This window comes from Streptomyces sp. RPT161 (assembly GCF_027533845.1).
GTDB lineage: Bacteria > Actinomycetota > Actinomycetes > Streptomycetales > Streptomycetaceae > Streptantibioticus_A > Streptantibioticus_A silvisoli_A.
In genome coordinates this window covers 204,438-229,712 of the sequence record NZ_JAPZVN010000002.1, presented here as the reverse complement: position 1 = coordinate 229,712, position 25,275 = coordinate 204,438, and the positions used below count along the sequence as shown (strand labels likewise).

At 71.3% G+C, this 25,275-nt stretch carries 23 protein-coding genes, 3 tRNA genes and 1 pseudogene; 14 read left to right on the top strand and 13 right to left on the bottom strand.

Annotation, left to right across the window (positions count from 1 at the left end; genetic code table 11):
- Positions 1-27: 27 nt before the first annotated feature.
- Both O5O46_RS05560 and O5O46_RS05555 read right to left on the bottom strand, forming a co-directional pair.
- Positions 28-483: a MarR family winged helix-turn-helix transcriptional regulator gene (locus O5O46_RS05560; protein WP_269854101.1), complete on the bottom strand. Its 456-nt coding sequence runs from the start codon at positions 481-483 to the stop codon at positions 28-30.
- A 45-nt stretch (positions 484-528) separates the two neighbouring features.
- Positions 529-1,968 (bottom strand): MFS transporter, encoded by a 1,440-nt coding sequence (locus O5O46_RS05555; RefSeq protein WP_269854100.1) that lies wholly within the window; start codon positions 1,966-1,968, stop codon positions 529-531.
- Positions 1,969-2,248: 280 nt separating this feature from the next.
- On the opposite strand from O5O46_RS05555, the gene O5O46_RS05550 reads away from it, so the two are divergent.
- The 6 genes from O5O46_RS05550 to O5O46_RS05525 are packed head-to-tail and all read left to right on the top strand — an operon-like array spanning position 2,249 to position 7,546.
- Positions 2,249-3,604 carry an ATP-binding protein gene (locus O5O46_RS05550; protein WP_269854099.1) on the top strand — a complete coding sequence of 452 codons (1,356 nt, stop codon included), beginning with the start codon at positions 2,249-2,251 and terminating at the stop codon, positions 3,602-3,604.
- Positions 3,601-4,023, top strand: coding sequence for a roadblock/LC7 domain-containing protein (locus O5O46_RS05545; RefSeq protein ID WP_391858188.1), 423 nt, complete (start codon positions 3,601-3,603; stop codon positions 4,021-4,023). Before O5O46_RS05550 ends, O5O46_RS05545 begins: the two co-directional genes overlap by 4 nt.
- Entirely contained in the window at positions 4,020-4,373 is a 354-nt protein-coding gene (locus O5O46_RS05540) for a DUF742 domain-containing protein (RefSeq protein ID WP_269854098.1), read from the top strand. Before O5O46_RS05545 ends, O5O46_RS05540 begins: the two co-directional genes overlap by 4 nt.
- Positions 4,351-4,950 carry a GTP-binding protein gene (locus tag O5O46_RS05535; RefSeq protein WP_269854097.1) on the top strand — a complete coding sequence of 200 codons (600 nt, stop codon included), beginning with the start codon at positions 4,351-4,353 and terminating at the stop codon, positions 4,948-4,950. Before O5O46_RS05540 ends, O5O46_RS05535 begins: the two co-directional genes overlap by 23 nt.
- Positions 4,947-6,461, top strand: coding sequence for a cytochrome P450 (locus tag O5O46_RS05530; protein ID WP_443072398.1), 1,515 nt, complete (start codon positions 4,947-4,949; stop codon positions 6,459-6,461). The genes O5O46_RS05535 and O5O46_RS05530 overlap by 4 nt, the downstream gene beginning before the upstream one ends.
- A complete protein-coding gene (locus O5O46_RS05525) occupies positions 6,398-7,546 on the top strand; it encodes a cytochrome P450 family protein (protein WP_269854575.1) in 1,149 nt (382 codons plus the stop codon). Before O5O46_RS05530 ends, O5O46_RS05525 begins: the two co-directional genes overlap by 64 nt.
- A 662-nt stretch (positions 7,547-8,208) precedes the next feature.
- Here the strand turns inward: O5O46_RS05525 and O5O46_RS05520 are convergent.
- The 3 genes from O5O46_RS05520 to O5O46_RS05510 form a co-directional block, all read right to left on the bottom strand.
- Positions 8,209-8,285, bottom strand: a tRNA-Ile gene (locus tag O5O46_RS05520).
- Positions 8,286-8,450: 165 nt separating this feature from the next.
- Positions 8,451-8,523, bottom strand: a tRNA-Asn gene (locus O5O46_RS05515).
- A 5-nt stretch (positions 8,524-8,528) separates the two neighbouring features.
- Positions 8,529-8,601: transfer RNA gene (locus tag O5O46_RS05510), tRNA-Asn, on the bottom strand.
- Between the two features lie 210 nt (positions 8,602-8,811).
- On the opposite strand from O5O46_RS05510, the gene O5O46_RS05505 reads away from it, so the two are divergent.
- Both O5O46_RS05505 and O5O46_RS05500 read left to right on the top strand, forming a co-directional pair.
- Positions 8,812-9,111: a YtxH domain-containing protein gene (locus O5O46_RS05505; protein ID WP_269854096.1), complete on the top strand. Its 300-nt coding sequence runs from the start codon at positions 8,812-8,814 to the stop codon at positions 9,109-9,111.
- A gap of 27 nt (positions 9,112-9,138) precedes the next feature.
- Complete coding sequence (locus O5O46_RS05500) at positions 9,139-10,596, top strand: FGGY family carbohydrate kinase (protein WP_269854095.1); 1,458 nt, start codon at positions 9,139-9,141, stop codon at positions 10,594-10,596.
- A gap of 100 nt (positions 10,597-10,696) precedes the next feature.
- On the opposite strand, the gene O5O46_RS05495 is transcribed toward O5O46_RS05500, so the two are convergent.
- The 7 genes from O5O46_RS05495 to O5O46_RS05465 all read right to left on the bottom strand — a co-directional run bounded on the left by O5O46_RS05495 (position 10,697) and on the right by O5O46_RS05465 (position 18,093).
- Complete coding sequence (locus O5O46_RS05495) at positions 10,697-11,953, bottom strand: RNA polymerase sigma factor (protein WP_443072397.1); 1,257 nt, start codon at positions 11,951-11,953, stop codon at positions 10,697-10,699.
- A 95-nt stretch (positions 11,954-12,048) separates the two neighbouring features.
- On the bottom strand, positions 12,049-13,938 hold the full coding sequence (gene dnaG, locus O5O46_RS05490; protein WP_269854094.1) for a DNA primase: 1,890 nt from the start codon (positions 13,936-13,938) through the stop codon (positions 12,049-12,051).
- Positions 13,939-14,005: 67 nt separating this feature from the next.
- Positions 14,006-15,280: an NAD(P)/FAD-dependent oxidoreductase gene (locus O5O46_RS05485; protein WP_269854093.1), complete on the bottom strand. Its 1,275-nt coding sequence runs from the start codon at positions 15,278-15,280 to the stop codon at positions 14,006-14,008.
- Positions 15,281-15,600: 320 nt separating this feature from the next.
- Complete coding sequence (locus O5O46_RS05480) at positions 15,601-16,896, bottom strand: deoxyguanosinetriphosphate triphosphohydrolase (protein WP_269854092.1); 1,296 nt, start codon at positions 16,894-16,896, stop codon at positions 15,601-15,603.
- A gap of 70 nt (positions 16,897-16,966) precedes the next feature.
- Positions 16,967-17,143: a hypothetical protein gene (locus O5O46_RS05475; RefSeq protein ID WP_269854091.1), complete on the bottom strand. Its 177-nt coding sequence runs from the start codon at positions 17,141-17,143 to the stop codon at positions 16,967-16,969.
- A gap of 102 nt (positions 17,144-17,245) precedes the next feature.
- Positions 17,246-17,683, bottom strand: coding sequence for a gamma-glutamylcyclotransferase family protein (locus tag O5O46_RS05470; RefSeq protein ID WP_269854090.1), 438 nt, complete (start codon positions 17,681-17,683; stop codon positions 17,246-17,248).
- A 245-nt stretch (positions 17,684-17,928) separates the two neighbouring features.
- On the bottom strand, positions 17,929-18,093 hold the full coding sequence (locus O5O46_RS05465) for a hypothetical protein (RefSeq protein ID WP_269854089.1): 165 nt from the start codon (positions 18,091-18,093) through the stop codon (positions 17,929-17,931).
- A gap of 252 nt (positions 18,094-18,345) precedes the next feature.
- On the opposite strand from O5O46_RS05465, the gene O5O46_RS05460 reads away from it, so the two are divergent.
- On the top strand, positions 18,346-18,753 hold the full coding sequence (locus tag O5O46_RS05460; RefSeq protein WP_269854088.1) for a rodlin: 408 nt from the start codon (positions 18,346-18,348) through the stop codon (positions 18,751-18,753).
- Positions 18,754-18,948: 195 nt separating this feature from the next.
- On the opposite strand, the gene O5O46_RS05455 is transcribed toward O5O46_RS05460, so the two are convergent.
- On the bottom strand, positions 18,949-20,076 hold the full coding sequence (locus tag O5O46_RS05455; RefSeq protein WP_269854087.1) for an alpha/beta hydrolase: 1,128 nt from the start codon (positions 20,074-20,076) through the stop codon (positions 18,949-18,951).
- A 257-nt stretch (positions 20,077-20,333) separates the two neighbouring features.
- Between O5O46_RS05455 and O5O46_RS05450 the strand changes: the two genes are divergently transcribed.
- From O5O46_RS05450 to O5O46_RS05430, 5 genes and pseudogenes are all read left to right on the top strand, one after another.
- On the top strand, positions 20,334-21,089 hold the full coding sequence (locus tag O5O46_RS05450) for an MgtC/SapB family protein (protein WP_269854086.1): 756 nt from the start codon (positions 20,334-20,336) through the stop codon (positions 21,087-21,089).
- 98 nt (positions 21,090-21,187) lie between these two features.
- Positions 21,188-22,142 (top strand): annotated as a pseudogene (locus O5O46_RS05445) (phosphotriesterase family protein).
- A 55-nt stretch (positions 22,143-22,197) separates the two neighbouring features.
- Entirely contained in the window at positions 22,198-23,499 is a 1,302-nt protein-coding gene (locus tag O5O46_RS05440; protein WP_269854085.1) for an ABC transporter substrate-binding protein, read from the top strand.
- A gap of 4 nt (positions 23,500-23,503) precedes the next feature.
- On the top strand, positions 23,504-24,418 hold the full coding sequence (locus O5O46_RS05435; protein WP_269854084.1) for a carbohydrate ABC transporter permease: 915 nt from the start codon (positions 23,504-23,506) through the stop codon (positions 24,416-24,418).
- The gene (locus O5O46_RS05430; protein ID WP_269854083.1) at positions 24,418-25,254 is read left to right on the top strand and encodes a carbohydrate ABC transporter permease; all 837 of its coding nucleotides are present in this window, start codon (positions 24,418-24,420) and stop codon (positions 25,252-25,254) included. Before O5O46_RS05435 ends, O5O46_RS05430 begins: the two co-directional genes overlap by 1 nt.
- The last annotated feature ends 21 nt before the right edge of the window (positions 25,255-25,275 follow it).

Genomic DNA, 25,275 nt, shown 5'->3' with positions numbered 1-25,275 from the left:
CGAACCGGCGAACGGGCGGGCAGACACCTAACGATCCGTCTCGTCCAACTGCTCCGCAAGCCGGAACAACGCCGGAAGCGCCGCCCGCACAACCTCCCGCTCCTCCTCGTCCAGCGCCCCCAACGCGGCGTCCAACCGCCGCTCGTGCGCCTCGGCCCATGCCGCCAGCTGGGCCCGCCCCGCGTCGGTGAGGGACACCGCGGAGGCCCGCCGATCGGCGGGGTCCACCGCGCGGGCCACCAGACCCGCATTGATCATCTGGCCTATCAGGCCGGAGACCGTACTGGTGGCGAGCCGCTGCCGCGTCGCCAGATCCCCGATCCTCGCGGGCGAGTGCTCGGCCAGCACCTGCAGCAACTCCACCTGAGCCATGGGCAGTTGCTCCCATGGGTAGTCGGTACGTATCGACGCCCGCAGCGCCCGCCGCAGCCGGGTGACGGCCTCGGTGAGCAGTCGGGCGTCCTGACCGGGCGCTGGCGTCACGGCCTGGGGCTCAGGGGATCGGGGCTGGGGCGGCATGACTAGACCCTAGTTGCTGCGGCCTGCGGCTCGGCGCGGGCTGAACCACGCCGCCACCACCGCCAGCGCCGCGGCGCCGAGCAGCAGTACGACGGCCAGCCGCGCCCCGTACTGCGCGGAAAGGTGCAGCGCGAGGGTCACCAGCGCCACCCCGAGCGCGGTGCCGAGCCCACGCGCCATGTTGACCAGGCCACCCCCGGTACCGGACGAACTGCTGGGTACCGCCCCCATGATCAGCGTGTTGTTGGCGGGCGTGAACACCCCCAGCCCCACCCCCAGCACCGCCAGCAGCGGCGTCAGCCACACCTCGTCCAACGGCACGGCGAGCAGCGCCGCCAGCGTCCCGGCGCACAGCGCGGCGCCGAGCAGGCACCGCCCGCGGTCGCTCATACCGCGCGGCAGCAGCCGGTCCGCACCGGTGGCCGCCACCGCGAACCCGGCGGGTAGCGCGGTCAGCACCAGCCCGGCCGCCAGTTCGGAGGAGCCCTCGCCGGTCAGTACCACCGGCACCAGGACGAGCGGCCCGAACAGCACCAGATAGCCGCACAGTGCCCCGACCAGCCCGGCCGCCACCGCCCGCAGCCGGAGCAGCGCCAGATCGAGCAGCGGTGCGGCGGCCCGCCCCTGCCGTACGGCGAAGCCCCGGCCCGCGACCAGCGCGACGGCGAACAGCACGGCCGCGCCCCAGCCGGGCACGGCGAGTCCCGAGGCGGCGGAGACGCCGAGCAGCCCGGCGGTGGTGGCCAGCGCCAGCAGCGCGAGCCCCGGCCAGTCGAAGCTGCGCACCCGGTTGCGGCCGCGCGTCCTGGGCAGCAGGTAGTGGCCCGCGACCAGCGCCACCAGGCCTATCGGCACGTTGATGCCGAACACCCAGCGCCAGCCGAGGGTGGAGACCAGGGCGCCGCCCACGGTGGGGCCCAGCGCCAGACCGAGCGCCTGTGCGGCGGCCTGCACGCCCAACGCGGTCCGTATCCGGTCGCGCGGCGCGCTGGTGGCCACCAGCGCCACGCTGTTGGCCTGCATCATGGCCGCGCCGACCGCCTGCACCACGCGGAAGCCGATGAGGGCGCCGAGCGTGGGCGCCAGTCCGCAGGCCGCGGAGGCGGCGGTGAACACCACGAACCCGTAGAGGTAGAGCAGCTTGCGCCCGTGCGCGTCGGCGAGTCGGCCCACCGGGACCAACAGGGCGACCAGCGCGAGCAGATAGGCCAGCGAGACCCATTCGACCGCGGCCAGCGGGGCGTGGAACTCGGTGCGCAGACTGCCGTAGGTCAGGGTGACGATGCTGGCGTCGAGTTGCCCCATGAAGGCGCCGAAGCACACGGTGGCGACGGCCAGCCACCACGCGCCGGGCCGGTTGCGTATTCGGTCCGGCCGGGGGCGTTCATGCAGCAGGAACGCGGGCCAGGGACGGCGGCGCGGCGGCGCCGGGGTCAGCGGACCGCCCATGGCTCCTCCTCTCCTCGCGGCGTGGCGTCCGACACCTCCAGGTTACATCGGTCTCCGAAATATTCTGCCGCCGATATATGACGGACACAGGAAGTCGCGAGTCAGTCGCGGACCGCGACCTCGCACGCACCCCTAGCCCACCCCTGGCAACCCCTACATCACCCCGAATACCGCAAGTGATAAGGCAGTTGACCATTCGCTTCTCGCTCAGACGTGCGGTGGCCTTGGGTAAGATCCGCCGCACAGGCCGTGATCCCCCCGCCCCCGTCCCGAGGATCTGATGACACGACACATACCGGAGGCGGTGTTCTGGTGCCTCCTGGCCGGTGCACTGGCCGTCGTGGTCCTGCTGATACGCCAACGGCAGATCAGTGCCCGGTTGCGCCGAACCGTCGCCTCGCTGGAAGACAGCGTGCGCTCCCGCGACGAGGAAGTCCGCCATCTGGCCACCGTCAGACTCCCCGCCCTCGTGGAGGCCGGACCGCACCAACCCGCCGGAGCGCCCGGACTGCTGCACGGACACCTCGCCGGGTCCGACTACGCGAACAGCCTGAAGACGGTCTCCGACCTGTTCAGCCGGGCCGCGCAGAACGCGCAGGCGCGCGCCGACCAGTCGGCGAAGGCCGCGCTGATGGCCTCCATGCGCGCCCTGCAAGGCCTGGCCAACGAACAGCAGTTGGCCATCTCCGAGATGCAGGAGCGGCACGACAACCCCGACGTGCTGCAGGACCTGTTGGCGATCGACCACACCAACTCCCAGTTCGGCCGCCGCGCGCAGGCCATCTCCGTACTGTGCGGCTCCTGGCCGGGCCGCCAGCGCGCCGCCTCCTCGCTGGAGGACGTGGTGCGCGGCGCCACCTCCCGGATCCGCGACTACCGCCGGGTCGAGGTGCACGCCCAGGTCGACGTCGCCGTGGTCAGCCGGGCCGTCGAGCCGGTCGTGCTCACCGTCGCGGAGCTGCTGGACAACGCCGCCCGCCACTCGCAGCCCAACACCACGGTGCAGGTCAACCTGCAACCCGCCCACAACGGCACGGCCATCGTCATCGACGACGCCGGCGTCGGCCTGATCGAGCAGGAGATCCGGCGCGCCACCGAGTTGTTGACCGGTGCCGGGCAGAGCGTGGACATCACCCGGCTCGGCGACCCGCCGCAGTTCGGCTTCGCCGCCATCGGGGTGCTCGCCGCGCGCTACGGGTTCAGCGTCTCCGTCGACACCCGCTCCCCGTACGGCGGGGTGCGGGCGGTGGTCTTCCTGCCCAGCGCGCTGCTCACCCAGTCGCCCGACGACAGCGCCGACTCGGTGCGCACCCGTCCGCCGTCCACGGCCAGGCACGCGGCGCCGAAGCGCCCGACCAGCCCGGTGACGGTCCCAGAACGCGTTCCGGAATACGACGGCCCCCACCCGTCGGGCGCCGAGCCGACCACCGTGTACGCCTCGACCGCGGGCGGCCTGCCCAAACGCCGCCGCAGGCAGCCGCTGGCCGAACCGGCCACGGCGGCCGAGCAGCCGACGCCCGAGGCCCCGCAGGGCCGCTCGGCGCAGGACGCCGCCGCGATCATCGGGGCGTTCGCCCGCGGCACCCGGTCCGGCCGTGCCTCCTCATCGGACCACGAAGGGAATCCCCACACATGAACGGACTGCACGAGACCTCCAACGACCGGCTCGGCTGGATGCTGGACGACGCACTGGCCGTCCCCGGCGCCCGGCACGCGATCCTGCTCTCCGCCGACGGAATGCTGCGGGCGCACTCCCAGGGCATCAGCCGGGACGAGTCGGAGCGGCAGGCCGCCGCGCTGGCCGGGCTCCAGTCGATCAGCCGCTCCACCGCCGAGTTCTGCGACGACCCGGACACCGGCTGGCGGCAGACGCTGATCGAGTTCGTGGACGGGTTCGTCTTCCTGGTGGCGGCCGGTCCCGGCGCGTACCTCGCGGTGTCCGCCGCCGCCGACGTGGACATGGAGGCGGTCACGTTCCGCATGCACAAGCTGGTCGACCGGTTGGGCAAGGAGTTGACCAGCCCGCCGCGGCAGGACGTCGGCAGGACCGCATGACCTCGCCGGGCAAGAGGCGGGGGCTGGTGCGGCCGTACGTCATCACCGACGGGCGCGCCCACCCGACCCGCAACACCCTCGACCTGGTCACCCTGGTGATCGCCGCCGGCGGTGCGACCGGCGGCTTAAGCCCGGAGAAACGCCGCGTCATGGAGCTGTGCCGGGGTGGCTCGCTGTCCGTCGCCGAGGTGGCGGGGCATCTGCGGATCCCGGTGAGCGTCACCAAGGTGCTGCTCAGCGACCTGGTGGACAGCGGCCACATCATCACCCGTTCTCCCATACCGTCCGCCGAACTCCCCGAACCCGAGATCCTCCAGGAGGTCCTCGATGGGCTCCGTGCTCGCCTCTGACGGCGTCTATCTGCCCGAGACGGTGCGGACCGCCGTCAAGCTGCTCGTCGTCGGGCACTTCGCCGTGGGCAAGACCACGTTCGTGGGCACCCTGTCGGAGATCCGGCCGCTGCGCACCGAGGAGACGATGACCCAGGCCGGTGCGCTCACCGACGACCTGGCGGGCGTCCCCGACAAGACCACCACCACGGTCGCCATGGACTTCGGCCGACTCACCCTCAACGACCACCTGGTGCTGTACCTGTTCGGCGCTCCGGGCCAGCGGCGCTTCACCCAGCTGTGGCGGGACATGACCTACGGCGCGCTGGGCGCCCTGGTGCTCGCCGACACCCGGCGCCTTGAGCACTCCTTCGACGTGATGGGCCTGCTGGAGGAGCACGGCCTGCCGTACGCGGTCGCCGTCAACCACTTCGACGGCGCGCCGGCGTACGCCGAGGAGGAGTTGCGCGAGGCACTCGACCTGCTGCCCGAGACCCCACTGGTGACCTGCGACGCCCGCGACCGCAGGTCGTCCACCGAGGCACTGATCTCGCTCGTCCAGTACCTGTACTCCCGCAACCGCCAGGAGAGCGCGTGACCATCCGTCCCCCGGACGACGCCCTTCCGCCCCCCGGCTGCCCGGCGCACCAGCCCCGGCAGTCCGCCTATCCCACGTACCCCACCGGGTCCGGCGCCACCCCGCTGTACGGCGCCGACTTCGCCCGCGACCCCGGCCGGGTCTACGACGGGCTGCGCCGCCAAGGCCCGCTGGCACCAGTGGAGTTGGCGCCCGGCGTCGACGCCACCCTCGTCCTCGGCTATCACGCCGCGCTGCATGTGCTGCGCAGCACCGAGACGTTCGGCAAGGACGCCCGGCGCTGGCGGGCGCTGGCCGAAGGGCGGGTGTCACCGGACAACCCGGTGGTGCCGATGATGACCTGGCGGCCCAACGCCCTCTATGCGGAGGGCGATCGGCACCAGCGGCTGCGCGGTGCCATCGACGACGCCCTGGCGAAGGTCGACCCGCATGCGCTGCGGGGCTATGTGGAACGCAGCGCCGACGCCGTCATCGACCGGTTCGGCCCGACCGGGCAGGCGGACCTGCTCGCCGACTACGCCCGGGTGCTGCCCCAGTTGGTGATGAACCAGATCTTCGGCTGCCCGCCGGAGCTGGGCGAGCGGATGATGGAAGGCCACCAGGGGATCTTCGACGGGGTGGACGCGGAGAAGGCGGACGCGCTGCTCACCGAGACCCTGATCACCCTGGTCGCGCAGAAGCGGAAGCAGCCGGGAGCGGATCTGATCTCCTGGCTGATGGCCCATGAGGCGCGGCTGACCGACGAGGAGATGATCCACCAGCTCGTCGTGCTGATGGGCGCGGGCAACGAGCCGATGCACAACCTGATCGCCAACGGCCTGCGGCTGCTGCTGGCCGACGACCGGTTCGCCGGAAGCCTGGGCGGCGGCGGTCTGCCGGTGGAGGACGCGCTCGACGAAGTGCTCTGGACCGACCCGCCGATGGCCAACTACGGCGTGCACTACCCGTTCTACGACACCGAGGTGGCCGGGTACCCGCTGCGTGAGGGCGAGCCGGTGGTCATCAGCTTCGCCGCCGCGACCACCGACCCAACCCTGGCCACCGACCACCGCTCAGGCAACCGCGCCCACCTCGCGTGGAGCGCGGGACCGCACTCCTGCCCGGCCCGGCGTGAGGCGCGGATCATCGCCTCGGTCGCCATGGAGCGGCTGCTCGACCGGCTGCCGGACATCGAACTGGCCGTTGCGGCCGAGGAGTTGCAGTGGCGGCCGGGCCCCTTCCAGCGGGCGCTCACCGCGCTGCCGGTGCGATTCCCGCCGGTGGCCGCACCGCTGCCACCGGCAGTACCGGCGACGCGCTCGACGCCTTCCGCCCCCGGGCCGATCCCGGCGGCCGTACCCGTTTCGCCGTCCGCCCTGCCTGACGAGACCCCTGGAGACAGACGTTGGACAGCCAGCCCCATGTCATCGACCCCGCAGGCCGCGACGTCGCCGGAGAAGCGGCCAGGATCGCCCAGCACGGGCCGGCGACGCGGGTGGAGCTTCCTGGCCAGGTGGTGGCGTGGTCAGTAGGCCGCATCGACCTGCTCAAGCGGCTGCTGACCGATCCGCGGGTGTCCAAGGACTCCCACCAGCACTGGCCCGCCTTCGTCAGCGGTGAGATCCCGCCGGACTGGCAGTTGTTCACCTGGGTCGCGGTGACGAACATGTTCACCGCGTACGGCGACGACCACCGCCGGCTGCGCAAGCTGGTCGCCCCGGCGTTCACCGCGCGGCGTACCGCGGCGCTGCGGCCGCGGATCGAGGAGATCACCGCGGGGCTGTTGGACCGGCTTGCCGCCGTGCCGGACGGCGAACCGGCCGATCTGCGCGAGGAGTACGCGTACCCGATCCCGATCCAGGTGATCTGCGACCTGTTCGGCGTCCCGGACCACCAGCGCGATCCGCTGCGCAGGGCGGTGGACGGGGTGTTCGCCACCACCAACACACCCGAGCAGGCGCTGGCCAACCACAACCTGATCTACCAGATCCTGCGGGAGCTGGTGGAGATCAAGCGGGCCGAGCCGGGCGACGACATGGCCAGTGTGCTGATCGCCGCCCGCAACGAGGACGACGGCACCCGGCTGAGCGAGGACGAACTGGTCGACACCCTGCTGCTGGTCATCAGCGCCGGGCACGAGACCACCGTCAACCTCATCGACAACGCGATCCACGCGCTGCTGACCCACCCGGAGCAGTTGGCACTGGTCCGCTCCGGCCGGGCCTCCTGGGAAGACGTGATCGAGGAGGCGCTGCGGTACCGCGCCCCGGTGGCACACCTCCCGCTGCGGTACGCGGTGGAGGACGTGGAGCTGGAAGGGGTGCGGATCGCCAAGGGCGAGCCGATCCTGGCCAACTACCAGGCGGCGGGCCACCACGGCGAGCGGGCCGACGCGTTCGACGTCACCCGCGCCGACAAGGAGCATCTGGCGTTCGGGCATGGTGTGCACTTCTGCCTGGGCGCACCGCTGGCCCGGCTGGAGGCGGCCATCGCGCTTCCGGCGCTGTTCGACCGGTTCCCCGATGCCCGACTGGCGGTACCGGCCGAGGAGTTGGAGACCGTGCAGTCGTTCATCTCCAACGGGCATCGCGCGCTGCCGGTCCTACTGGGCGGTTGAGAGCGACCGGGGCGGCTCGGGCACGGGGTGCCCGGGCCGCCCCGGCGGCCCGACTCCTCCAGGCCAACGCCACCGGAATGCTCCGGCCGACTGTCAGACGTACGTAGGCGCGCGGTCCCCGGCCGCAGGTGGCGGCGTCCACTCTGGGAGGCCGATTACGCCAAGTGGGGACCGTGCCACCCAGCTCCAACTGCCACTGATCCCGTAGGCCCGTAGAGGCCGCCCTAAAGGCCCGGCCTGGACGACGACCGGCCCGGCGCGGAACTCCTGGGCGACCCGAAGACCGCGCTCGACCTGGGGCCGCCGGAGGATGAGAACGCGGCCTTCCTGGCCCGCGCCGGCGTCGAGGTGACCGCCGTGGGCTTCTCGCCCGTGCAGGTCGACCGGTCCCGCGAACCGTGACCTGACGACATAGAACGGCCCCGTCCGCGTGCGTTCCCCCGTCGCGCGGGCGGGGCCTTCTGCCGCGTGGGCTCGTAGCGCCGAGGCGACCGTTCGAGGAGGTTGACGCGGTTACGCCGTCGGGAGACTGGACGGTGATCGTTTGCACTCCGGCGGAGCATCGGCGGAGCTAACGATCTTCGAGTGCCCCCCGGAGCCATCCGGGGGACCTCTCGGCGTGGCTCCATCGCAGGTGAAAACGGTTCTGCACGATGGAACCCTGGTGGGGCGTGTGGGACTCGAACCCACGACCGACGGATTATGAGTCCGCTGCTCTAACCGGCTGAGCTAACGCCCCGTACGGCGTGCCGTGCTTTGCCGTGCACACCGTCTGCCGCAGCATAGCCGCTCATACGATCTGTCGCCCTCACGGGTCACACACGCACGCCTGGGAGGACTTCACCCGCCGGGGATCGGTTCCCAACCATACGAAAAGGACCCCTAACGGGGTCCTTGAGTGATGCTCCCCCGACTGGACTCGAACCAGTAACCTGCCGGTTAACAGCCGGCTGCTCTGCCAATTGAGCTACAGGGGACCGAGCTCCCCCGACTGGACTCGAACCAGTAACCCTTCGGTTAACAGCCGAATGCTCTGCCAATTGAGCTACGGAGGAATGCTCTGTGTGCCTCGAACGCACCCACATCCGGGCCTCCCCGGCGGCGTGCGCTCGCTGCGACACATACATTAGCGCAAGCAGGGGGGTGCTCCGCCAACCGGTGTCGCCGGGGTTGTCGCATGGCTACAGCGGGTAGGCGCCGAGCGCCGAACCGTTGCATGCTGGCGAAGCGCACCAGGTACGCCAGAACGAGGGAAGGGTGGAGCCATGCGCTATCGGCTGACGTTCATCGCCGGAGCCGCCGTGGGCTATGTGCTCGGCGCGCGCGCCGGGCGGGAGCGGTACGAACAGCTGCGCAAGACCGCCCGGCGCATCGCGCAGAACCCCGCGGTGCGGAACACCGTGGAGTCAGCGGGCCAGCAGGGCATGGAGCTGGTGGGGAAGGCCGCCCACAAGGTCTCCCACCGGATCGACGGACGGCTGCCCGCGTCGGTGACCGAACGGTTGCGCTCGCTGCGCGAGCAGCGGACGCCGGGCGAGGACGACTGGGGCACCAGCAACACCTGATCCCTGGATACGGCATGATCTGGCGCTATGGGGATAGTCGCCGGTTTGGACAGCTCGACCGCGGGAACCACGGTCGTCGTATGTGACACCGACACGGGTGCCGTACTGCGGCAGGGGTATGCCCCGCACCCCACCGAGGGAGACGGCAAGCAGACCGAGATCGACCCGCAGGCCTGGCTGCTCTCGCTGGGGGAGGCGGCCAAGGACGGGCTGCTTGAGGGGGTCCAGGCGATCGGCGTCTCGGGCCAGCAGCACGGGCTGGTCGCCCTGGACGCGGGCGGGGTGCTGGTCCGTCCGGTACTGCTGCGCAACGACCGGCGGGCCCAGGTCGCGGCGGCCGACCTCACCGAGGCGCTGGGCGGACCCGGGGGCTGGGCGGAGGCGGTCGGCTCGGTTCCCGAGGCCGCCTATCCGATCTCCAAGCTGCGCTGGCTCGCCCAGCACGAGCCCGCCTCGGCGCAACGCACGGCGGAAGTACTGCTTCCGCACGACTGGCTGGTGTGGCAGCTGCTGGGCCGTCCCGCGCGCCGCATCACCGACCGGGGTGATGCCTCCAGCACCGGCTACTGGTCGGCGGCCACCGGCGGCTACCGCACCGACCTGGTGGAGCTGGCGCTCGGCCACCGGGTTCGGCTGCCCGAGGTACTGGCCCCCGCGGAGCCCGCCGGGCACACGCCCGAAGGGCTGCTGATCTCCGCCGGGACCGGGGAGAACATGGCGGCCGCGCTCGGCCTGGGCCTCGGTCCGGGCGACGCGGTGGTGGCGCTGGGCGCCTCCGGGACCGTGTTCGCGGTGCACCACGAGGCGCTGACCGACCCGTCGGGCCTGATCACCTCGCTCGCGGACGCGACCGGCCACCACCTGCCCGTGGTGCAGACCCGCAACGCGGTACGGGTACTGCGCGGCGCGGCCGATCTGCTGGGCACCGATCTGTCCGGCCTGTCGGAGCTGGCGCTGCGCTCCACTCCGGGGTCGTACGGGCTGGTGCTGCTGCCGTACCTGGAGGGCGAGCGCACCCCGCAACTTCCGCACACGGCCGGCCTGTTGGCGGGGCTGCGACGCGAGAGCATGAAGCCAGAACACCTCGCGAGGGCCGCGTTCGAGGGAATGCTGTGCGGGCTCGCTGACGCGTTGGACGTGCTGCGCGGGCGCGGGGTCGCGGTGCGCCGGGTCTTCCTGCTCGGCCCCGCCGGTGAGCTGCCCGCCGTACAGGCGATGGCGCCCGGCCTGTTCGGGGTGCCGGTGGTGGTGCCACCGCCCGCCGACTACGCGGCGCTGGGCGCGGCCCGGCAGGCGGCCTGGGCGCTGGGCGCCCAGCGGGGTTCGCTGTCGCCGCAGGAGCCGCCGCACTGGGCGTCCGCGGTGCTCTCGGGGAGCCGGGTGGCCGAGCCCGGTGCGGACGACCTGGCGGTCGGCTCCTCCGTGAGGCAGCAGTACCGGGCGGTACGGGACCAGACGCATCCGGGGGCGTTCGCGGCTCTCTAGCGCCTTGCGGCCTCGGCCGGTTCGGACACCGCCAGCCCGCGGCCTCGCGGTCGCTCGCCGTCACGGGGGTCGGGGGGCAGGACCCCAGGCCCCCAGCGCATCAGTCCAGATATCCCCGCAACTGGTCGGCGAACGCGTGGTCGCGGAGCTTGTTGAGGGTCTTGGACTCGATCTGGCGTATCCGCTCACGGGTCACGCCGAAGATCCTGCCGATCTCCTCCAGGGTGCGTGGGCGGCCGTCGACCAGCCCGTAGCGCAACTGCACGACCTTGCGCTCGCGTTCGCCGAGCGTGGACAGCACGGCCTCCAGATGCTCGCGCAGCAGCAGGAAGGCGGCGGACTCGACGGGGGACGCCGCGTCGCCGTCCTCTATGAGGTCGCCGAGCGCCACATCGTCCTCCTCGCCGACCGGCGCGTGCAGCGAGACCGGCTCCTGGGCGAGCCGCAGCACCTCGGTGACCCGCTCCTCGGTGAGGTCGAGTTGGGCGGCGACGTCGGCGGTCGCCGGTTCGAAGCCGCGTTCCTGCAGCAGGCGGCGCTGGACCCGCACCACCCGGTTGATCAGCTCGACCACGTGGACGGGGACCCGTATGGTGCGCGCCTGGTCCGCCAGGGCGCGGCTCATGGCCTGCCGGATCCACCAGGTCGCATAGGTGGAGAACTTGTAGCCACGCGCGTAGTCGAACTTCTCAACCGCCCTGATCAGGCCGAGGTTTCCCTCCTGGACGAGATCGAGCATGGTCAGCCCGCGCCCCACATAGCGCTTGGCGACCGAGACGACCAGTCGCAGATTCGCCTCGATCAGGCGGCGCTTGGCCATCCGGCCCTGCACCACCAGTTGGTCGAGATCGCTGGCGAGCCGCGAGTCCAGGTCGGTGGCGCCGCTCAACTTCTCCTCGGCGAACAGTCCGGCCTCGACCCTGCGGGCCAACTCCACCTCCTCCGCGGCGGTCAGCAGCGGAATGCGGCCGATCTCCCGGAGGTACTGGCGGAACAGATCGGCCGACGGCCCGGAGACCTCGGCCGGATGAGCACGTTCCGGCTCCGGTTCGTCGCTCTCGTCGCTCTCGTCGATCAGCGGCTCGGTCTCGGGGTGCGCTGCCGCATGGCTCTGCGCGGGCACCCGCTCCAGTGCGGGCTCCACCTCGGGTTCCACGGGGACGAGTTCGACGGCACTGTCGGCTTGGGGGGCGAGGATCTGCGTCTGCACAGGAACGGCCTCCACACTGAGCGCGGTCACGGACTCGGAGGCGTGCGGCAGTGGAACGGTCGCGGCCCCGCCGCTGTCCGTCCGGGAGTGCACCGTGAGCGGATGGCCGGGGGGTTCTGGCGTTCCGCGCTCCGAGGACTCAGGCACCGGACCCAGTGTGCGGTACGAGACGCCTCGACTACGAGGGGTGTGCGGTCAGTTTCTTCGGTTCTCGTTACCCGCAGCGCTCGCGCGACTACGATTCACAGGCCCGCGGCACCCTGGTCGCGCAGCCGGTTGCCGTACTGCTGCAGCGCCCACAGCTCGTTCTGCACGGCGCCGATCTGGGCGGCGTCGGCCCGCGGGCCGAGCCGGGCGAGGTTGGCGCGCAGCTCGCTCTCCCGCCGCTTGACCGCGGCCAGCCGCACGCTGACCAGCACCTCTCCCGCGTAGATGTCGGGCGCCTTGTGCATCACCGGCTCGACGGCCAGCTCGGTGACCATCGCCCGCACCGAGTCGTCCGGCACCGCGTCCCTGACCCGGGTGAGGTAGTCGCCGTCGGCCGCCGCCACTCCCCCGGCCTCGGCGACGGCCCGGCGCACCGCGGCGTAGGGCGCCGCGGTGAACTCGTCCTCGCCGTAGGCGTCGAAGGCCGGGGCGACCAACTGGGGGTGCTGTAGCGCCAGTTTGAGCAGCTCGCGCTCGACGCGGTGGTGCGGGCTGCGCAGATCGAGCCGGGGGCCGGTGGGCCGGGGCGCGGGCTGCGGCCCGGCGGGCGCGGAACGGGCGGCGGGGCGCTGCCGGTCCGGCTGACGGCCGCGCTCGCGCTGCCAGCGGGCGAGTTGGCTGACCCGGCGGACCACGAAGTCCACCTCCAGGATGCCCAGCATTCCGGCGAGTTGGACACCGTACTCGTGCTGGATGGCGGCGTCCTTGATCCCGGCGACGATGGGCGCGGCCTCTTCCAGCGCCGCCGCGCGGCCCTCGGCGGTGTCCAGGTTGTGCCGGGCGACGGTGGACCGGATGGCGAAGTCGAACAGCGGCAGCGCCTGGTCGACCAGGTTGCGCACCGCCCCGTCGCCCTCGGCCAGCCGCAGCTCGCACGGGTCCATGCCGCCGGGGCTGACCGCGATGGAGGTACGGGCGGCGAACTTCTGGTCGTCCTCGAAGGCACGCAGCGCGGCGCGCTGACCGGCGGCGTCCCCGTCGAAGGTGAAGACCACCTGTGAGCCGGAGTTGTCCATCAGCACCCGGCGAAGGATCTTGATGTGGTCCTCGCCGAAGGCGGTGCCGCAGGTGGCGATGGCCGTGGTGACGCCCGCGAGGTGGCAGGCCATGACGTCGGTGTAGCCCTCGACCACCACCGCGCGGCCGGTCTTGCCGATGTCCTTCTTCGCCAGGTCGATCCCGTAGAGGACGTGGGACTTCTTGTACAGCGGGGTCTCGGGGGTGTTGAGGTACTTCGGCCCGTTGTCGTCCTCGCGCAGCTTGCGGGCGCCGAAGCCGATCACCTCTCCGGTGATGTCGCGGATCGGCCAGATCAGCCGGCCGCGGAACCGGTCGATGGGACCGCGGCGGCCGTCGCTGGCCAGTCCGGAGAGCAGCAGCTCCTTGTCGGAGAAGCCCTTGCCGCGCAGGAAGCGGACCAGGTGGTCCCAGCCCGCCGGGGCGTAGCCGACGCCGAAGTAGGCGGCCGCCGCCTGGTCGAAGCCGCGCTCGGCGAGGAACTTGCGGCCGATCTCGGCCTCGGCGCCGCCCAGCTGGTCGACGTAGAACTGGGCGGCGACCTTGTGCGCCTCCACCAGCCGGGTGCGCTCGCCCTGCTGGCGGCCGGGGGTGTAGCCGCCCTCCTCGTAGCGCAGGGTGATGCCGGCCTGGGCGGCCAGCCGCTCGACCGTCTCGGCGAAGGAGAGGTGGTCGAGCTTCATGACGAAGTCGAGGGTGTCACCGCCCTCTTGGCAACCGAAGCAGTAGAAAAGCCCCTTGCTTGGACTTACCTGAAAGGAAGGGGACTTTTCATCGTGAAAGGGACATAGTCCCTTGAGGTTGCCGCCACCCGCCGGACGGAGTTGAAGGTACTCGGACACCACGGCGTCGATCGGGACCGCGTCCCGAACCGCCTTCACATCCTCATCCCGGATCCTGCCCGCCACGACTGAATTCTACGGTCGGGATACGACAGCGGCGTCCCGCGCCTCCCTCCTGGAGCGGAGCCGTTGATCACTCCAGGAACTCGGGCAGCGGGACACCCGGGTCCGCGAGGCGGTCGGGGTCGACGGTACGGCCGGAGCGGATCAGCTCCTGCAAGGTGTCCGTCACATCCCAGACGTTCACGTTCATCGCGGCCTGGACCCGGAACCCCTCGCCGCCCTGCCCCAGCCAGAAGGCGATGAACTCCCGCTTGCCGACATCCCCACGGCACACCACCTGGTCGTAACTGCCCGGCGCCACGTGCCCGGAGAACTCCATGCCCAGGTCGTACTGGTCGGAGAAGAAGTACGGCACCCGGTCGTACGACACGTCCTGCCCCAGCATCGAGCGCGCCGCCGCGGGGCCGCCGTTCAGCGCGTTCGCCCAGTGCTCCACGCGCAGCCGCAGCCCCAGCGTGGGGTGTTGGGCGGCGGCGCAGTCACCCGCCGCGTAGATGTCCGGGTCCGAGGTGCGCAGCGCGGCGTCCACCGCGACGCCGCCGCCGTCCGCCCGGGCGGCGAGGGTGAGCCCGGCCGCCTCGGCGAGCGCGGTGCGCGGCGCGGCACCGATCGCGGCGAGCACGTCGTGCGCCGGGTGCTCCTCGCCGTCGTCGGTACGGGCGGCGAGCACCATGCCGTCCTGGCCGACGATCTCGGTCAGCTTCGCGCCGAAGTGGAACCGGACGCCGTGCTCGCGGTGCAGATCGGCGAAGACCGCGCCGAGTTCGGGGCCGAGGGCGGCGTACAGCGGGGTCGACTCGGGCTCGATGATGGTCACCTCGGCGCCGTACTCGCGGGCGGCGGCGGCCACCTCAAGGCCGATCCAGCCCGCGCCCGCGATCACCAGGTGGCCGTTGTCCCGGCCGAGCGAGGTGAGGACGCCGCGCAGCCGCTCGGCGTGCGCCAGGCGGCGCAGGTGGTGGACGCCCGCGAGATCGGTGCCGGGGATGTGCAGCCGCCGTGGCTCGGCGCCTGTGGTGAGCAGCAGCTTGTCGTACGTCAGCGCGGTGCCGTCGCCGAGGGTGACGGTCCTGGCGACCCGGTCGAGGTGGACCACCGGCTGGCCGAGGTGGAGCTCGATGTCCGCGCTGGCGTACCAGGCGGGTTCGTGGACGAAGACCGAGTCGCGGTCGTCCTTGCCCAGCAGATAGCCCTTGGACAGCGGGGGGCGTTCATAGGGGTGGTCGCGTTCGTCGCCGATGAGGATCACCCGGCCGGTGAAGCCCTCGGCCCGGAGGGTCTCGGCTGCCTTCGCCCCGGCCAGTCCGGCTCCGACGATGACGAACGTCTGATGTGCGTCGACCACTGTGCGCCTCCTCGCGCGGAATCCCCCGGCGAATCCGTCCTCAGGGAGCGTCCCGCACCGTACGGCCCACGTGAAGGGCGCCGCACCGTGGGGGTGCTTGGCCTGTGATCTCCATGGTGCAGGGCCGGGGGGCGATGGGTCACCCCCCGGCCGCGGTTCGCTTCTCCCCGGCACCGCGCCCCGGGGGCTTCGGGGGGGCCGGTGGTTTCGGGCTGCGCCGCCCGCGACACGGCCGGGACGGCGCGCGGTCGTTGCCGCTGGCGGGAGGGGTTGCCGCCCGGGGGCCCTGTGCGGTGCGGGTGGTTGTGGCCCCGAAGTCCCTACACGGCCAGGCGGTGGTGGAGGGTCAGGGCCGCGGCGTCCGTCAGGGACGCGATCTGGTCGATCACCACCCTGAGGCGGGCCCGGTCGTCGGGAGCCACCTCGTACATGCCGCGGAACTGCGGGTCGAGGCCCTCGGGGGCCCTGGCCACCAGCGCTTCGGCCAACTCCGCGATGACGACGCGCTGTTCGGCCCGGCGCCTGGCCTGGTCGGCGCGTTGCATCACATAGCGGTCGGCCACCGCCTTCAGCACGGCGCACTCCAGCCGTACGCTCCGGGGCACCACGAGCTGCGCCACGTACCGGCTGAGGCGGCCGGGGCCGTAGGCGTCCCGGGTGGCCCGCTCGGCCGCCAGGCAGAAGCGGCCGATGAGCTGCGAGGTGGCGTCCTTCAACCGGGCCTGCGCGAGGGCGGAGCCGTCGTAACCGTGCGGCCACCACTCCTGGTCCAGCAGCCGGTCCAGCGCCTCCGCCAGTTCGTCAGGCGCCGCGTCCCGCGCGTAGCGGCCCATGGCGACCGTGTAGATCTCCTGCCGCTCGGGCTCGGCGAGCAGCAGGTTCGGGTCGAGGTGCCCGGCCATCAGGCCGTCCTCAACGTCGTGCACGGAGTACGCGACGTCGTCCGACCAGTCCATGACCTGCGCCTCGAAGCACTGGCGGCCGGACGGGGCGGACGCCCGCAGCCAGTTGAAGACCGGCTCGTCGTCCTCGTACACCCCGAACTTGCGGGAGGCCGGGTCCGTGGGGTGATCGCCCTGACGCCAGGGGTACTTGGTGGCGGCGTCCAGCGCGGCCCGGGTGAGGTTGAGGCCGACGCTGGAGACGCGGCCCGCGCCATCGGTGGTGAACCGCTTGGGCTCTATCCGGGTCAGCAGCCGCAGCGACTGCGCGTTGCCCTCGAACCCCCCGCAATCCTTGGCGACTTCGGCGAGCACCTGCTCGCCGTTGTGTCCGAACGGCGGATGGCCGAGATCGTGCGCCAGGCAGGCGGTCTCCACCAGGTCGGCGTCGCAGCCGAGCGCCGCCCCCAACTCCCGGCCGACCTGGGCGCATTCGAGGGAGTGCGTCAGCCGGGTGCGCGGACTGGTGTTGACCTCGGGCGTCGCGGTGGCCGGGTCGACCACCTGGGTCTTGCCCGCCAGCCGCCGCAGCGCGGCGGAGTGCAGCACCCGGGCGCGGTCGCGCTGGAACGCCGTGCGGCCCGGCCGCTTGTCCGGCTCGGGCACCCAGCGCTCGGTGGCCGCTTCGTCGTACGGGGCGCCGGTGGCGGCCGCCACCGGGTGGTTCCAGTCCATACTGCGACGGTAACCGCAGCCACTGACAGCCGCGCCCGCGCGTCGCCGCGCCGGACCGGTTCCGGCCTCGTCAGGCGGCCGACCGGGCCCGCGCGGTCTCGTCGGTGCGCCGACCGGGCGGGGCTATCCGGGTCAGCTGCGCGCTGAGCTGCCGGGAGACCAGGGACATGAGCTGCGCCGTACTGTCGAACACACCGTCGAAATCGAAGTCGGAACCGGACTCGGGCTCGGGCGTCACATCCGTCATGGCTCAAGTCTGCCGACGGCGAGTTGCGTCGGCGTTGCGCCGACGTGTCCTCCGTGAAGCGCCTTTTCCGGTAAGGAGGTTGGGCCGGCGGGAGGGGCGCCGCTACCCCGGAGCGCCGGGAAGGCGCCGCCGGCGCCAGTCCCCGCCCCGGACGGGGACGCCGTCGGCCCGCAGGGCGCGGGCCGTCGCGGTGCCGGCCAGGTAGACCCAGGCCGGGCGGACGTGCCCGGCCGCCACGCGGACCTCGCGGGCAAGGCGATCGTAGAGGTTGCCGGGCGCACCCGGCACGTACTCCTCAAGGCGGTCCAGATCCGCCAGCACCGCCTCGTACACCTCGGGCAGCGGATCGATCAGCTCACCGCGGATCTCGCCGCCGCCCGGATCGTCCACGGCGTACGGATAGCCGGGCCCCTCGTACAGCAGCGCACCGGGGAGTACGGCGGGCGTCGCGGCGGCGGTGCGGCCGAGCAGCAGCCCATGGTTGGCCTCGCCGGGACGCAGCGTGCCGTACACGAATACGGGCAGGCGGCCAGCGTCCATGGTCCGTCATCATGCCACCACCGGAACCGGCCCGCGCCGCAGCGGCGTCGGTGATCCCCGGTGAACGACGACAACGGGGGTCATGGGGATGCGCGAACGCATACGTGCGCTGCTGCCGAGGACGCGCAAGGGGGGCGGAGCACCGCCCAACTGACCGCGGCCGCTTGTAGGTTGGCACTGCTGCCCGCCACCTGGATGTACACGGCGACCCGCGCGTGCGCGACGTCGGCGAGGTCCCGGCGGCGCTAGCGGAGCAGCAGGAAGAGGAAGACGACCACCGCCAGGGCCACCGGAACGCCGATGACGAACATCGGCCCGACCCACGGCCGGTCCAGCGGATCCGGCGGCGGCGGCGCGTACGGCGCGATGGTGACCAGCGGCTCCTCGGGTTCCTCTGCCTCAGACGCCACCCGGGAATCCTACGCCCAGCACCGCCGGCCGTCCCGGGTCGCGCCCCAGGCCGCCGCGGGCGCCTCCCGGGAGGCGTGGCGGAATGCGTACGGAGCACGAACACAGCAGCGGATTCCCTTACACGAATTGCACACTCCGGTGGCGCATGAAATTGCGCCGGGAGGGTGAACGATAGGAACTTCTCCTTGCGCCGGGAGTTGTGCAGTCTGCTCCGGTAGTGGGGCGCTCCAGGATCGGAAGGAAAAACTCGCGTGATCAAGAAGATTCTCGCTACAGCTGCGGTGGTCACTTCCATCGTTGGTGTCTCTGCCGCGCCGGCGATGGCCATCGGCGACGACCACGGCCCCAACTCCGCCAACGGCAACGGCTCGGAGCAGAGGTACGGGAACACGACCACGGGCGGCTACATGAGCCCGCAGATCGGCCTGGTCCAGGGCACGCTCAACAAGCCGTGCATCGCAATCCCGATCAGGAACGTCCAGGCCAACGTTCCCATCGTCAACCTCGTGCCCATCAACGTCCAGCTGCAGGACATCATCAACCAGAACGGCAGCCAGATGTGCACGGAGAACTCCAGCTTCAGCCAGGGCGATGCCCCGCTGTCGCACATCCTGGACAACATCCCCGTTCTGTCCGGGAACGGCGCGGCCAACCACTGACCGTCTCATCCTGGGAGCTCCCTGGCCGTCGGCTTTCCGTCGGCGGCTGGGGGTCCCCGGTTTTTGTGACGCGTACCGCATAAGCAATCACGCAATAAGCGGACTAACCGCGCCTGACAGCCTGAGGGCCTGTCCGCGAATTAGTTGCGGACAGGCCCTCGGGCTGTCTGGAAGAACCGTCGCCGCTAGTCGCCGCTACGGCTGCTGGGCGCGGGCCGAAAGCTGCTTGTCCAGCCAGAGGATGACCTCGGGGTACTCGGCGCGCCAGGTCTTGAAGTTGTGGCCGCCCTCGTCGCGGATCAGCGTGTCGATCCTGGTGGGCGCCTTGGCCTTCGACACGAACTTCATGGTGGGACCGTAGTTGTCCTCGCCCTTCTTGCTGCTGGTCAGCAGAAGCGAGACCGGCGGGGCGGGCAGGTGCTCCATGCGCCAGATCAGGTCGTTCTCCCGCTTTACCTGGGCGCTGCCCGCGTAGAGGTCACCGGTGTCGTGGTCCTGCCGGGCGAAGTAGTCACCGGACAGGCTGGCGCCCGCGCCGTACCGGGTGGGGTTGGTCATGGGGAACTTCAGCGCGCAGTAGCCGCCGGTGGAGTCGCCGACGGCGCCCCAGGTGCCGGGGGTGTCGCTGGTGCGGTACTGGCTGGCGATCGCCATCGGCAGGTCCTGGTTGAAGAAGGTCAGCGCCTGCGGGCCGCCGGGGACGTCGGTGCAGTTGGTGTCCCGGCCCGGCACGATGGCGGGCCGCACCATCACGTAGATGGTCGGCTTGATCTTCTTGGCCACGATGTCATCTGAGACGGTGCGCGGGATCTTCAGCCCGGTGATCAGGTTCTTCGCCACGCCCGGGTAGCCGGTGAGTGCGACGACGACCGGGAACTTGTCCTTCTCGTGGCCCTTCTGGAAGTACTGCGGCGGCAGGTAGACGAAGCCGTCGGTGGTCAGCCCGGAGGACGGGCCGCGGAAGGTGACCGCCTCGACCTCACCGGCCTTGGTCTTGCCGCCCTTGAGCCCGGCGTCGGTCTTGCCCTGGACGACCAGGCTGACCGGCCGCCCGTCGGTGGTGTGGCCCGCGTCCACGAGCTGCTGGCCCTCGGGGTTGCCGAGCAGGTCGTTCCAGGAGGAGTAGAACCCGAAGTTGTTGTTGGCGGCGACGAGGATGACGCCCAGGATGGCGACCTGCGTCGCGGCGATCAGCCCGAGCCGACCGAGCCACGGCACCGGACCCTGCTTGGCGGCGCGCGGCCACAGCCATAGCGCGGCGGCGACCACCGCTACCGCGATGATCACCAGCACTATGAAGAACACTTTGGACGTGAGTCCCACGGTCGTCGCTCTCTCTTCAGGCTTCGGGCAGTCCTTCTCAAGAGAAGAGACGGAAATCCGTTCGGATTGGTTTACTCCACTTTGCAGCGAGCTTTCCCCACCTTTACGGTCCGCCCCACCCGCACCCGGCCTTTCACCTCATTCCAGACATACCCGGTCGAACGCCTACCCGCGCGAGCCATTGGAGTTGGCTGACTGACCGATTGTCAGCCTCCGGGGATAGGCTCGACCACACATTCTCGGTTGGGAGGTGACCGATGCGGACGATCGCGCTGCCGCTGTGGGATCCGGCCGCCGGGCAGGGCCTGCGGCAGTTGGCCGAGCTGGGGCTCGCGCTGGTGCTCTCCACACTGATCGGCCTGGAGCGGGCGATCCGGCAGAAGAGTGCCGGGCTGCGGACCCACACCCTGGTCGGGGTCGGCAGCGCGTTGTTCATGGAGGTCTCCCAGCACGGCTTCAACGGCGTGCTGGCCCTGCAACACGTCTCCTTCGACCCCTCGCGGGTGGCCGCGCAGATCATCTCCGGCATCGGCTTCATCGGCGGCGGGATCATCTTCGTCCACCGACACACGGTGCGCGGTCTGACCACCGCCGCCACCATCTGGCTGACCTGTGGCGTGGGCATGGCCTGCGGCGGCGGGCTGCCCCTGCTGGCGGTCGCCGCGACGTTCGGGCACTTCCTGGTGATCCGCGGCTATCCGCTGATAACCCGCCGCTTCCCGAGCGTCTCCGCGGCCGAGCACGCCCAGCTGCTGCTCGCCTACCGTTCGGGCGGCGGTGTGCTGCCGCGCGTCCTGGAGCGGTGCACCGGAGAGGGCTTCCGGGTGGTGGACGTACGGGTGGAGCACGCCCCCTGGCTGGAGGACGAGGAGGAGCACGAGCGGCCCGCGGGCACCTCCGAGGTGCGGCTGTCCATCGAGGGCCGGGGCGAGGTGCACCATCTGGTCTCGGAGTTGTCCGAGCTCCCCGGCGTCATCAGTATCTGGTCCCCCGCGAGCGACGCCACGGACTGACGCCGCCCACCCGAGCGCGCCGCCCTTACCGTGTAACGGCGTGATCGTTGACGGCCGGGCACGCGTCCCGGCCCCCGCCACCCGAACGGAAAGCCGCGATGCGACAGAGCCAGCCCGCGCGGGCCGCCGTCCGTACCGTGCTCGGTGACATCCCCGCCGCCGAGCTGGGCGTCTGCGACGCCCATGACCACCTGTTCTTCCGCAGCCCGCAACTGCCCGGCCAGGAGCTGGACGACCCGGAGGCGGCCACCCAGGAGCTGTGCGCCTTCCGGGAGTTGGGCGGGCAGGCGGTCGTGCAGTGGTCGCCGTTCGGCACCGCCCGCCGCACCGACGCGCTCCCCCAGGTCTCCCGCGACGCGGGCGTACACATCGTCGCTGCCACCGGCCTGCACCAGGCCGCCCACTGCGCGCCCGGCGTGCTGGAGCGCGTGACGCACCGGCTCGCCGAACTCTTCGTGGCCGAACTCACCGAGGGCGTACGCCGGGACGAGGACCCGGACGGTCCGGCCGAACCGGTGAGGGCCGGCCTGATCAAGGTCGCCGGTGTTCCACGGGCTGGACGCGCACGCCCGGCAGGTGATGACGGCCGCCGCCGAGGCACACCACGCGACCGGCGCGCCGATCGCCGTTCACCATGAGCTGGGCACCGCGCCGCTGGACGTACTCGACCTGCTGTGCGGGCGGTTGGCGGTGCCGCCGGCCTCGGTGGTCCTCGGCCACCTCAACCGCTCCCCCGATCTGCGGGTGCAGCGGGAGGCGGCGGAATCCGGTGCGTTCCTGGCGTTCGACGGGCCGTCACGGGCCAACCACGCGACGGACTGGCGGCTGTTCGACTCGCTGGTGACGCTGGCCGCGTCGGGCCGCGCGGACCAGGTTCTGATCGGCGCGGACACCACGACCGCCGCGGCGCGGGCCTCCTCCGGTGGCGGCCCCGGCATGCCGTTCCTGCTGCGGGTACTCCGGCCGCGCATCGTCGGTGAGTTGGGCGAGGAGGTGGCGAACGCGTTCTTCGTCGCCAACCCGGCCCGCGCCTTCGCGGTGGAATGGCGCTGACCAATTCACGTGTTCGCAATGCGTGTCACACGCAACCGGGCGATACTTCTAGACCATGTCGGAGCCGCAGCACAGCACGCTTCCCGCGCTCTCCCGCCGCCGACTGCTCGGACTCGGCGGCGGCCTGGCACTCACCGGCGCGCTCGCCGCCGCCTGCGGGTCGAACACCGGTCGCGGCGGCGGTGGTTCGGGCAGTGGTCCCGCGCTGTCGCAGTGGTACCACCAGTACGGCGAGCCGGGCACCGAGCAGGCCGTACGCCGGTACGCGGCCGCGTACCGGCCGGCCGGGGTCACCGTCCAGTGGCGGCCCGGTGACTACGACCAGCAGACCGCCGCCGCGCTGCTCACCGATGCCGGTCCCGATGTGTTCGAGGACAGCGGACCGTCCATCGACCAGATCCAGGGCGGCCAGGTGGTGGACCTCACCGACCTGGTCAAGGACGTCCGCGCCGACTTCAACCCGGCGGTGCTGGAGCCGAAGACGTACCAGGGCAGGGTCTACGGCGTTCCGCAGGCCATCGACATGCAGATGCTGTACTACCGCAGGAGCCTGCTGGCCAGGGCGGGCGTCCAACCCCCGCGGACGCTGGACGAGTTGGTGGCCGCCGCCCACGCGCTGACCGGCAAGGACACCAAGGGCCTGTTCCTCGGCAACGACGGTGGCGCCGGTGTGCTCGGCCAGGGCGGCATCCCGCTGGTCGCCGCCGGGCTGCGGCTGGTCACCGACGACGGGAAGGCCGGATTCGACGACCCGGCCGCCGCGCGGACCCTGGGCAAGCTGCACACCCTGTACGCCAGCGGATCACTGCTGCTCGGCGCACCCGCGGACTGGTCCGACCCGTCGGCGTTCACCCAGGGGCTGACCGCCATGCAGTGGACGGGACTGTGGGCGCTGCCGCAGATCGGCAAGGCGCTCGGCGATGACTTCGGTGTGCTGCCGTTCCCCCAGGACGGCACCGCCGGAAGCCCGGCCGTGCCGGTGGGCGCCTACGCCTCGGCGGTCAGCGCGCGCGGCAGGCACATCGACGCGGCCAAGGCGTACGTGAAGTGGCTGTGGGTGGATCGCACCGACTACCAGGAGGACTTCGCGCTCTCCTACGGATTCCACATCCCGGCCCGGCTCTCCCTGGCGAGGAAGGCGGCGAAGCTGCGCTCGGGCGCGGCGGCCGACGCCGTACGGTTCAGCACCGACCACGGGCACGCGCTTCCGCTGCTGTGGACGCCCAGGTCGCAGGTGGCGCTGGCGGACGCGGTCAGTCGGATCATCAAGGACGGCGCCGACCCGGCGGCGCAGGTGAGATCGGCGGTGGCCACGGTCAACGCCGAACTCCAGCGCGTGCGCCGCAAGTCGGGCTGAGCGGATGCTGACCCGACTGCTCGGGCCGCAGCGGCGCTACCTGTGGTTCTGGGTGTTCACCGGCCCGTTCGTGATCGGGCTGACCGTCTTCGGCTACGTACCGCTGCTGTGGAGCATCACGCTCAGCTTCTTCGACGCCCACAACACGGTGACGCCCACCCGTTTCGTCGGGTTCGCCAACTACACCGCGATACTGTCGGATTCGGCCTTCACCTCCAGCCTGGCCACCTTCGCGGTGTTCTCGCTGTTCATCGTCCCGGCGACGTACGCGCTCTCGCTCGGCCTGGCGCTGATGGTCAACCGGCTGCGGTTCGCCCGTGCGTTCTTCCGCTCGGTGTTCTTCCTGCCGACCGCCTGCTCGTACGTCGTCGCCTCGATGGTCTGGAAGCTGTCGATCTTCAACGGGGTGCGGTTCGGGCTGGCGAACACCGTTCTCGGCTGGTTCGGCGCGGATCAGGTCGCCTGGCTGTCGACCACCCGTCCGCCCTGGTACTGGGTGGTGATCGTGACCGTACGACTGTGGTTGCAGGCCGGCTTCTACCTGGTGCTGTTCCTGGCCGGTCTGCAGCGCATCCCGAGCACGCTGTACGAGGCGGCGGCGGTGGACGGCGCCCGGCCCGGCTGGCAGGTCTTCCGGTACATCACCTTCCCGCAGCTGCGGGCCACCTCGGTGGCGGTGGTGCTGCTGCTGGTGATCAACGCGTTCCAGGCGTTCGACGAGTTCTACAACCTGCTGTCCAGCGCCCGCGGCTATCCACCGTACGCCCGGCCGCCGCTGGTCTACCTGTACTACGTGGCGCTCGGGCAGGGCCAGGACCTCGGGCTGGGCAGCGCGGGCGCGGTGGTGCTCGCGCTGATCATCGCGGTGGTCACGGTGGCGCAGGCACGCTGGTTCGGCCTCGGCCGCAAGGAGGCGTGATGGGCGACGGCTTGCGCGGGTTCGCGCGGGCGCTGCGGCTGGTCATCCTGGTCGCACTCGCCGTGCTGTTCCTGATCCCGTTCTACCTGCTGGTACGGAACGGACTGGCCGGCGAGTCCGACATCACCGGGGCCCACTGGACCTTCTTCCCCACACACGTGCGGTGGGGCAACGTCCGCGAACTGTTCGACGATCCTTCGGTGCCGATGCTGCACGCGCTGTGGAACTCCACCCGGATCGCGGCAGCGACCACCGCCGGAACGCTGCTGCTGGCCTCGCTGGCCGGATACGGGCTGGCCCGCATCCCGTACCCCTGGGCCAACCAGGTCTTCTACGGGATCCTCGGCACCCTGATGATCCCGTCGGCGGTCACCTTCGTCCCCAGCTTCGTGCTGGTCTCCACTCTCGGCTGGATCTCGACGCTGCGCGGGCTGATCGTGCCCACGCTGTTCAGCGCGTTCGCGGCGTTCCTGTTCCGGCAGTACTTCCTGGGCTTTCCACGGGAGTTGGAGGACGCGGCGCGGGTGGACGGGCTCGGCTACTGGCGTACGTACTGGCGGGTCGTGGTGCCCAACTCGGCGCCGGTCTTCGCCGCGGTCGGCACCATCGTCTTCATCGGCTCGTGGAACGCCTTCCTGTGGCCGCTGGTGATCGGCCAGGACCAGCAGTCCTGGACGGTGCAGGTGGCGCTGGCCACGTTCAACACCGGGCAGACGGTCAACCTGCACGAGATGTTCATCGCGGCGGCCGTGTCGATCCTGCCGCTGCTGGTGGTGTTCGTCGTGCTACAGCGCTTCATCGTCGCCGGAGTGGAACGTTCCGGAATCGACGAGTGAACGGCCCGGACCTAGGCTGAT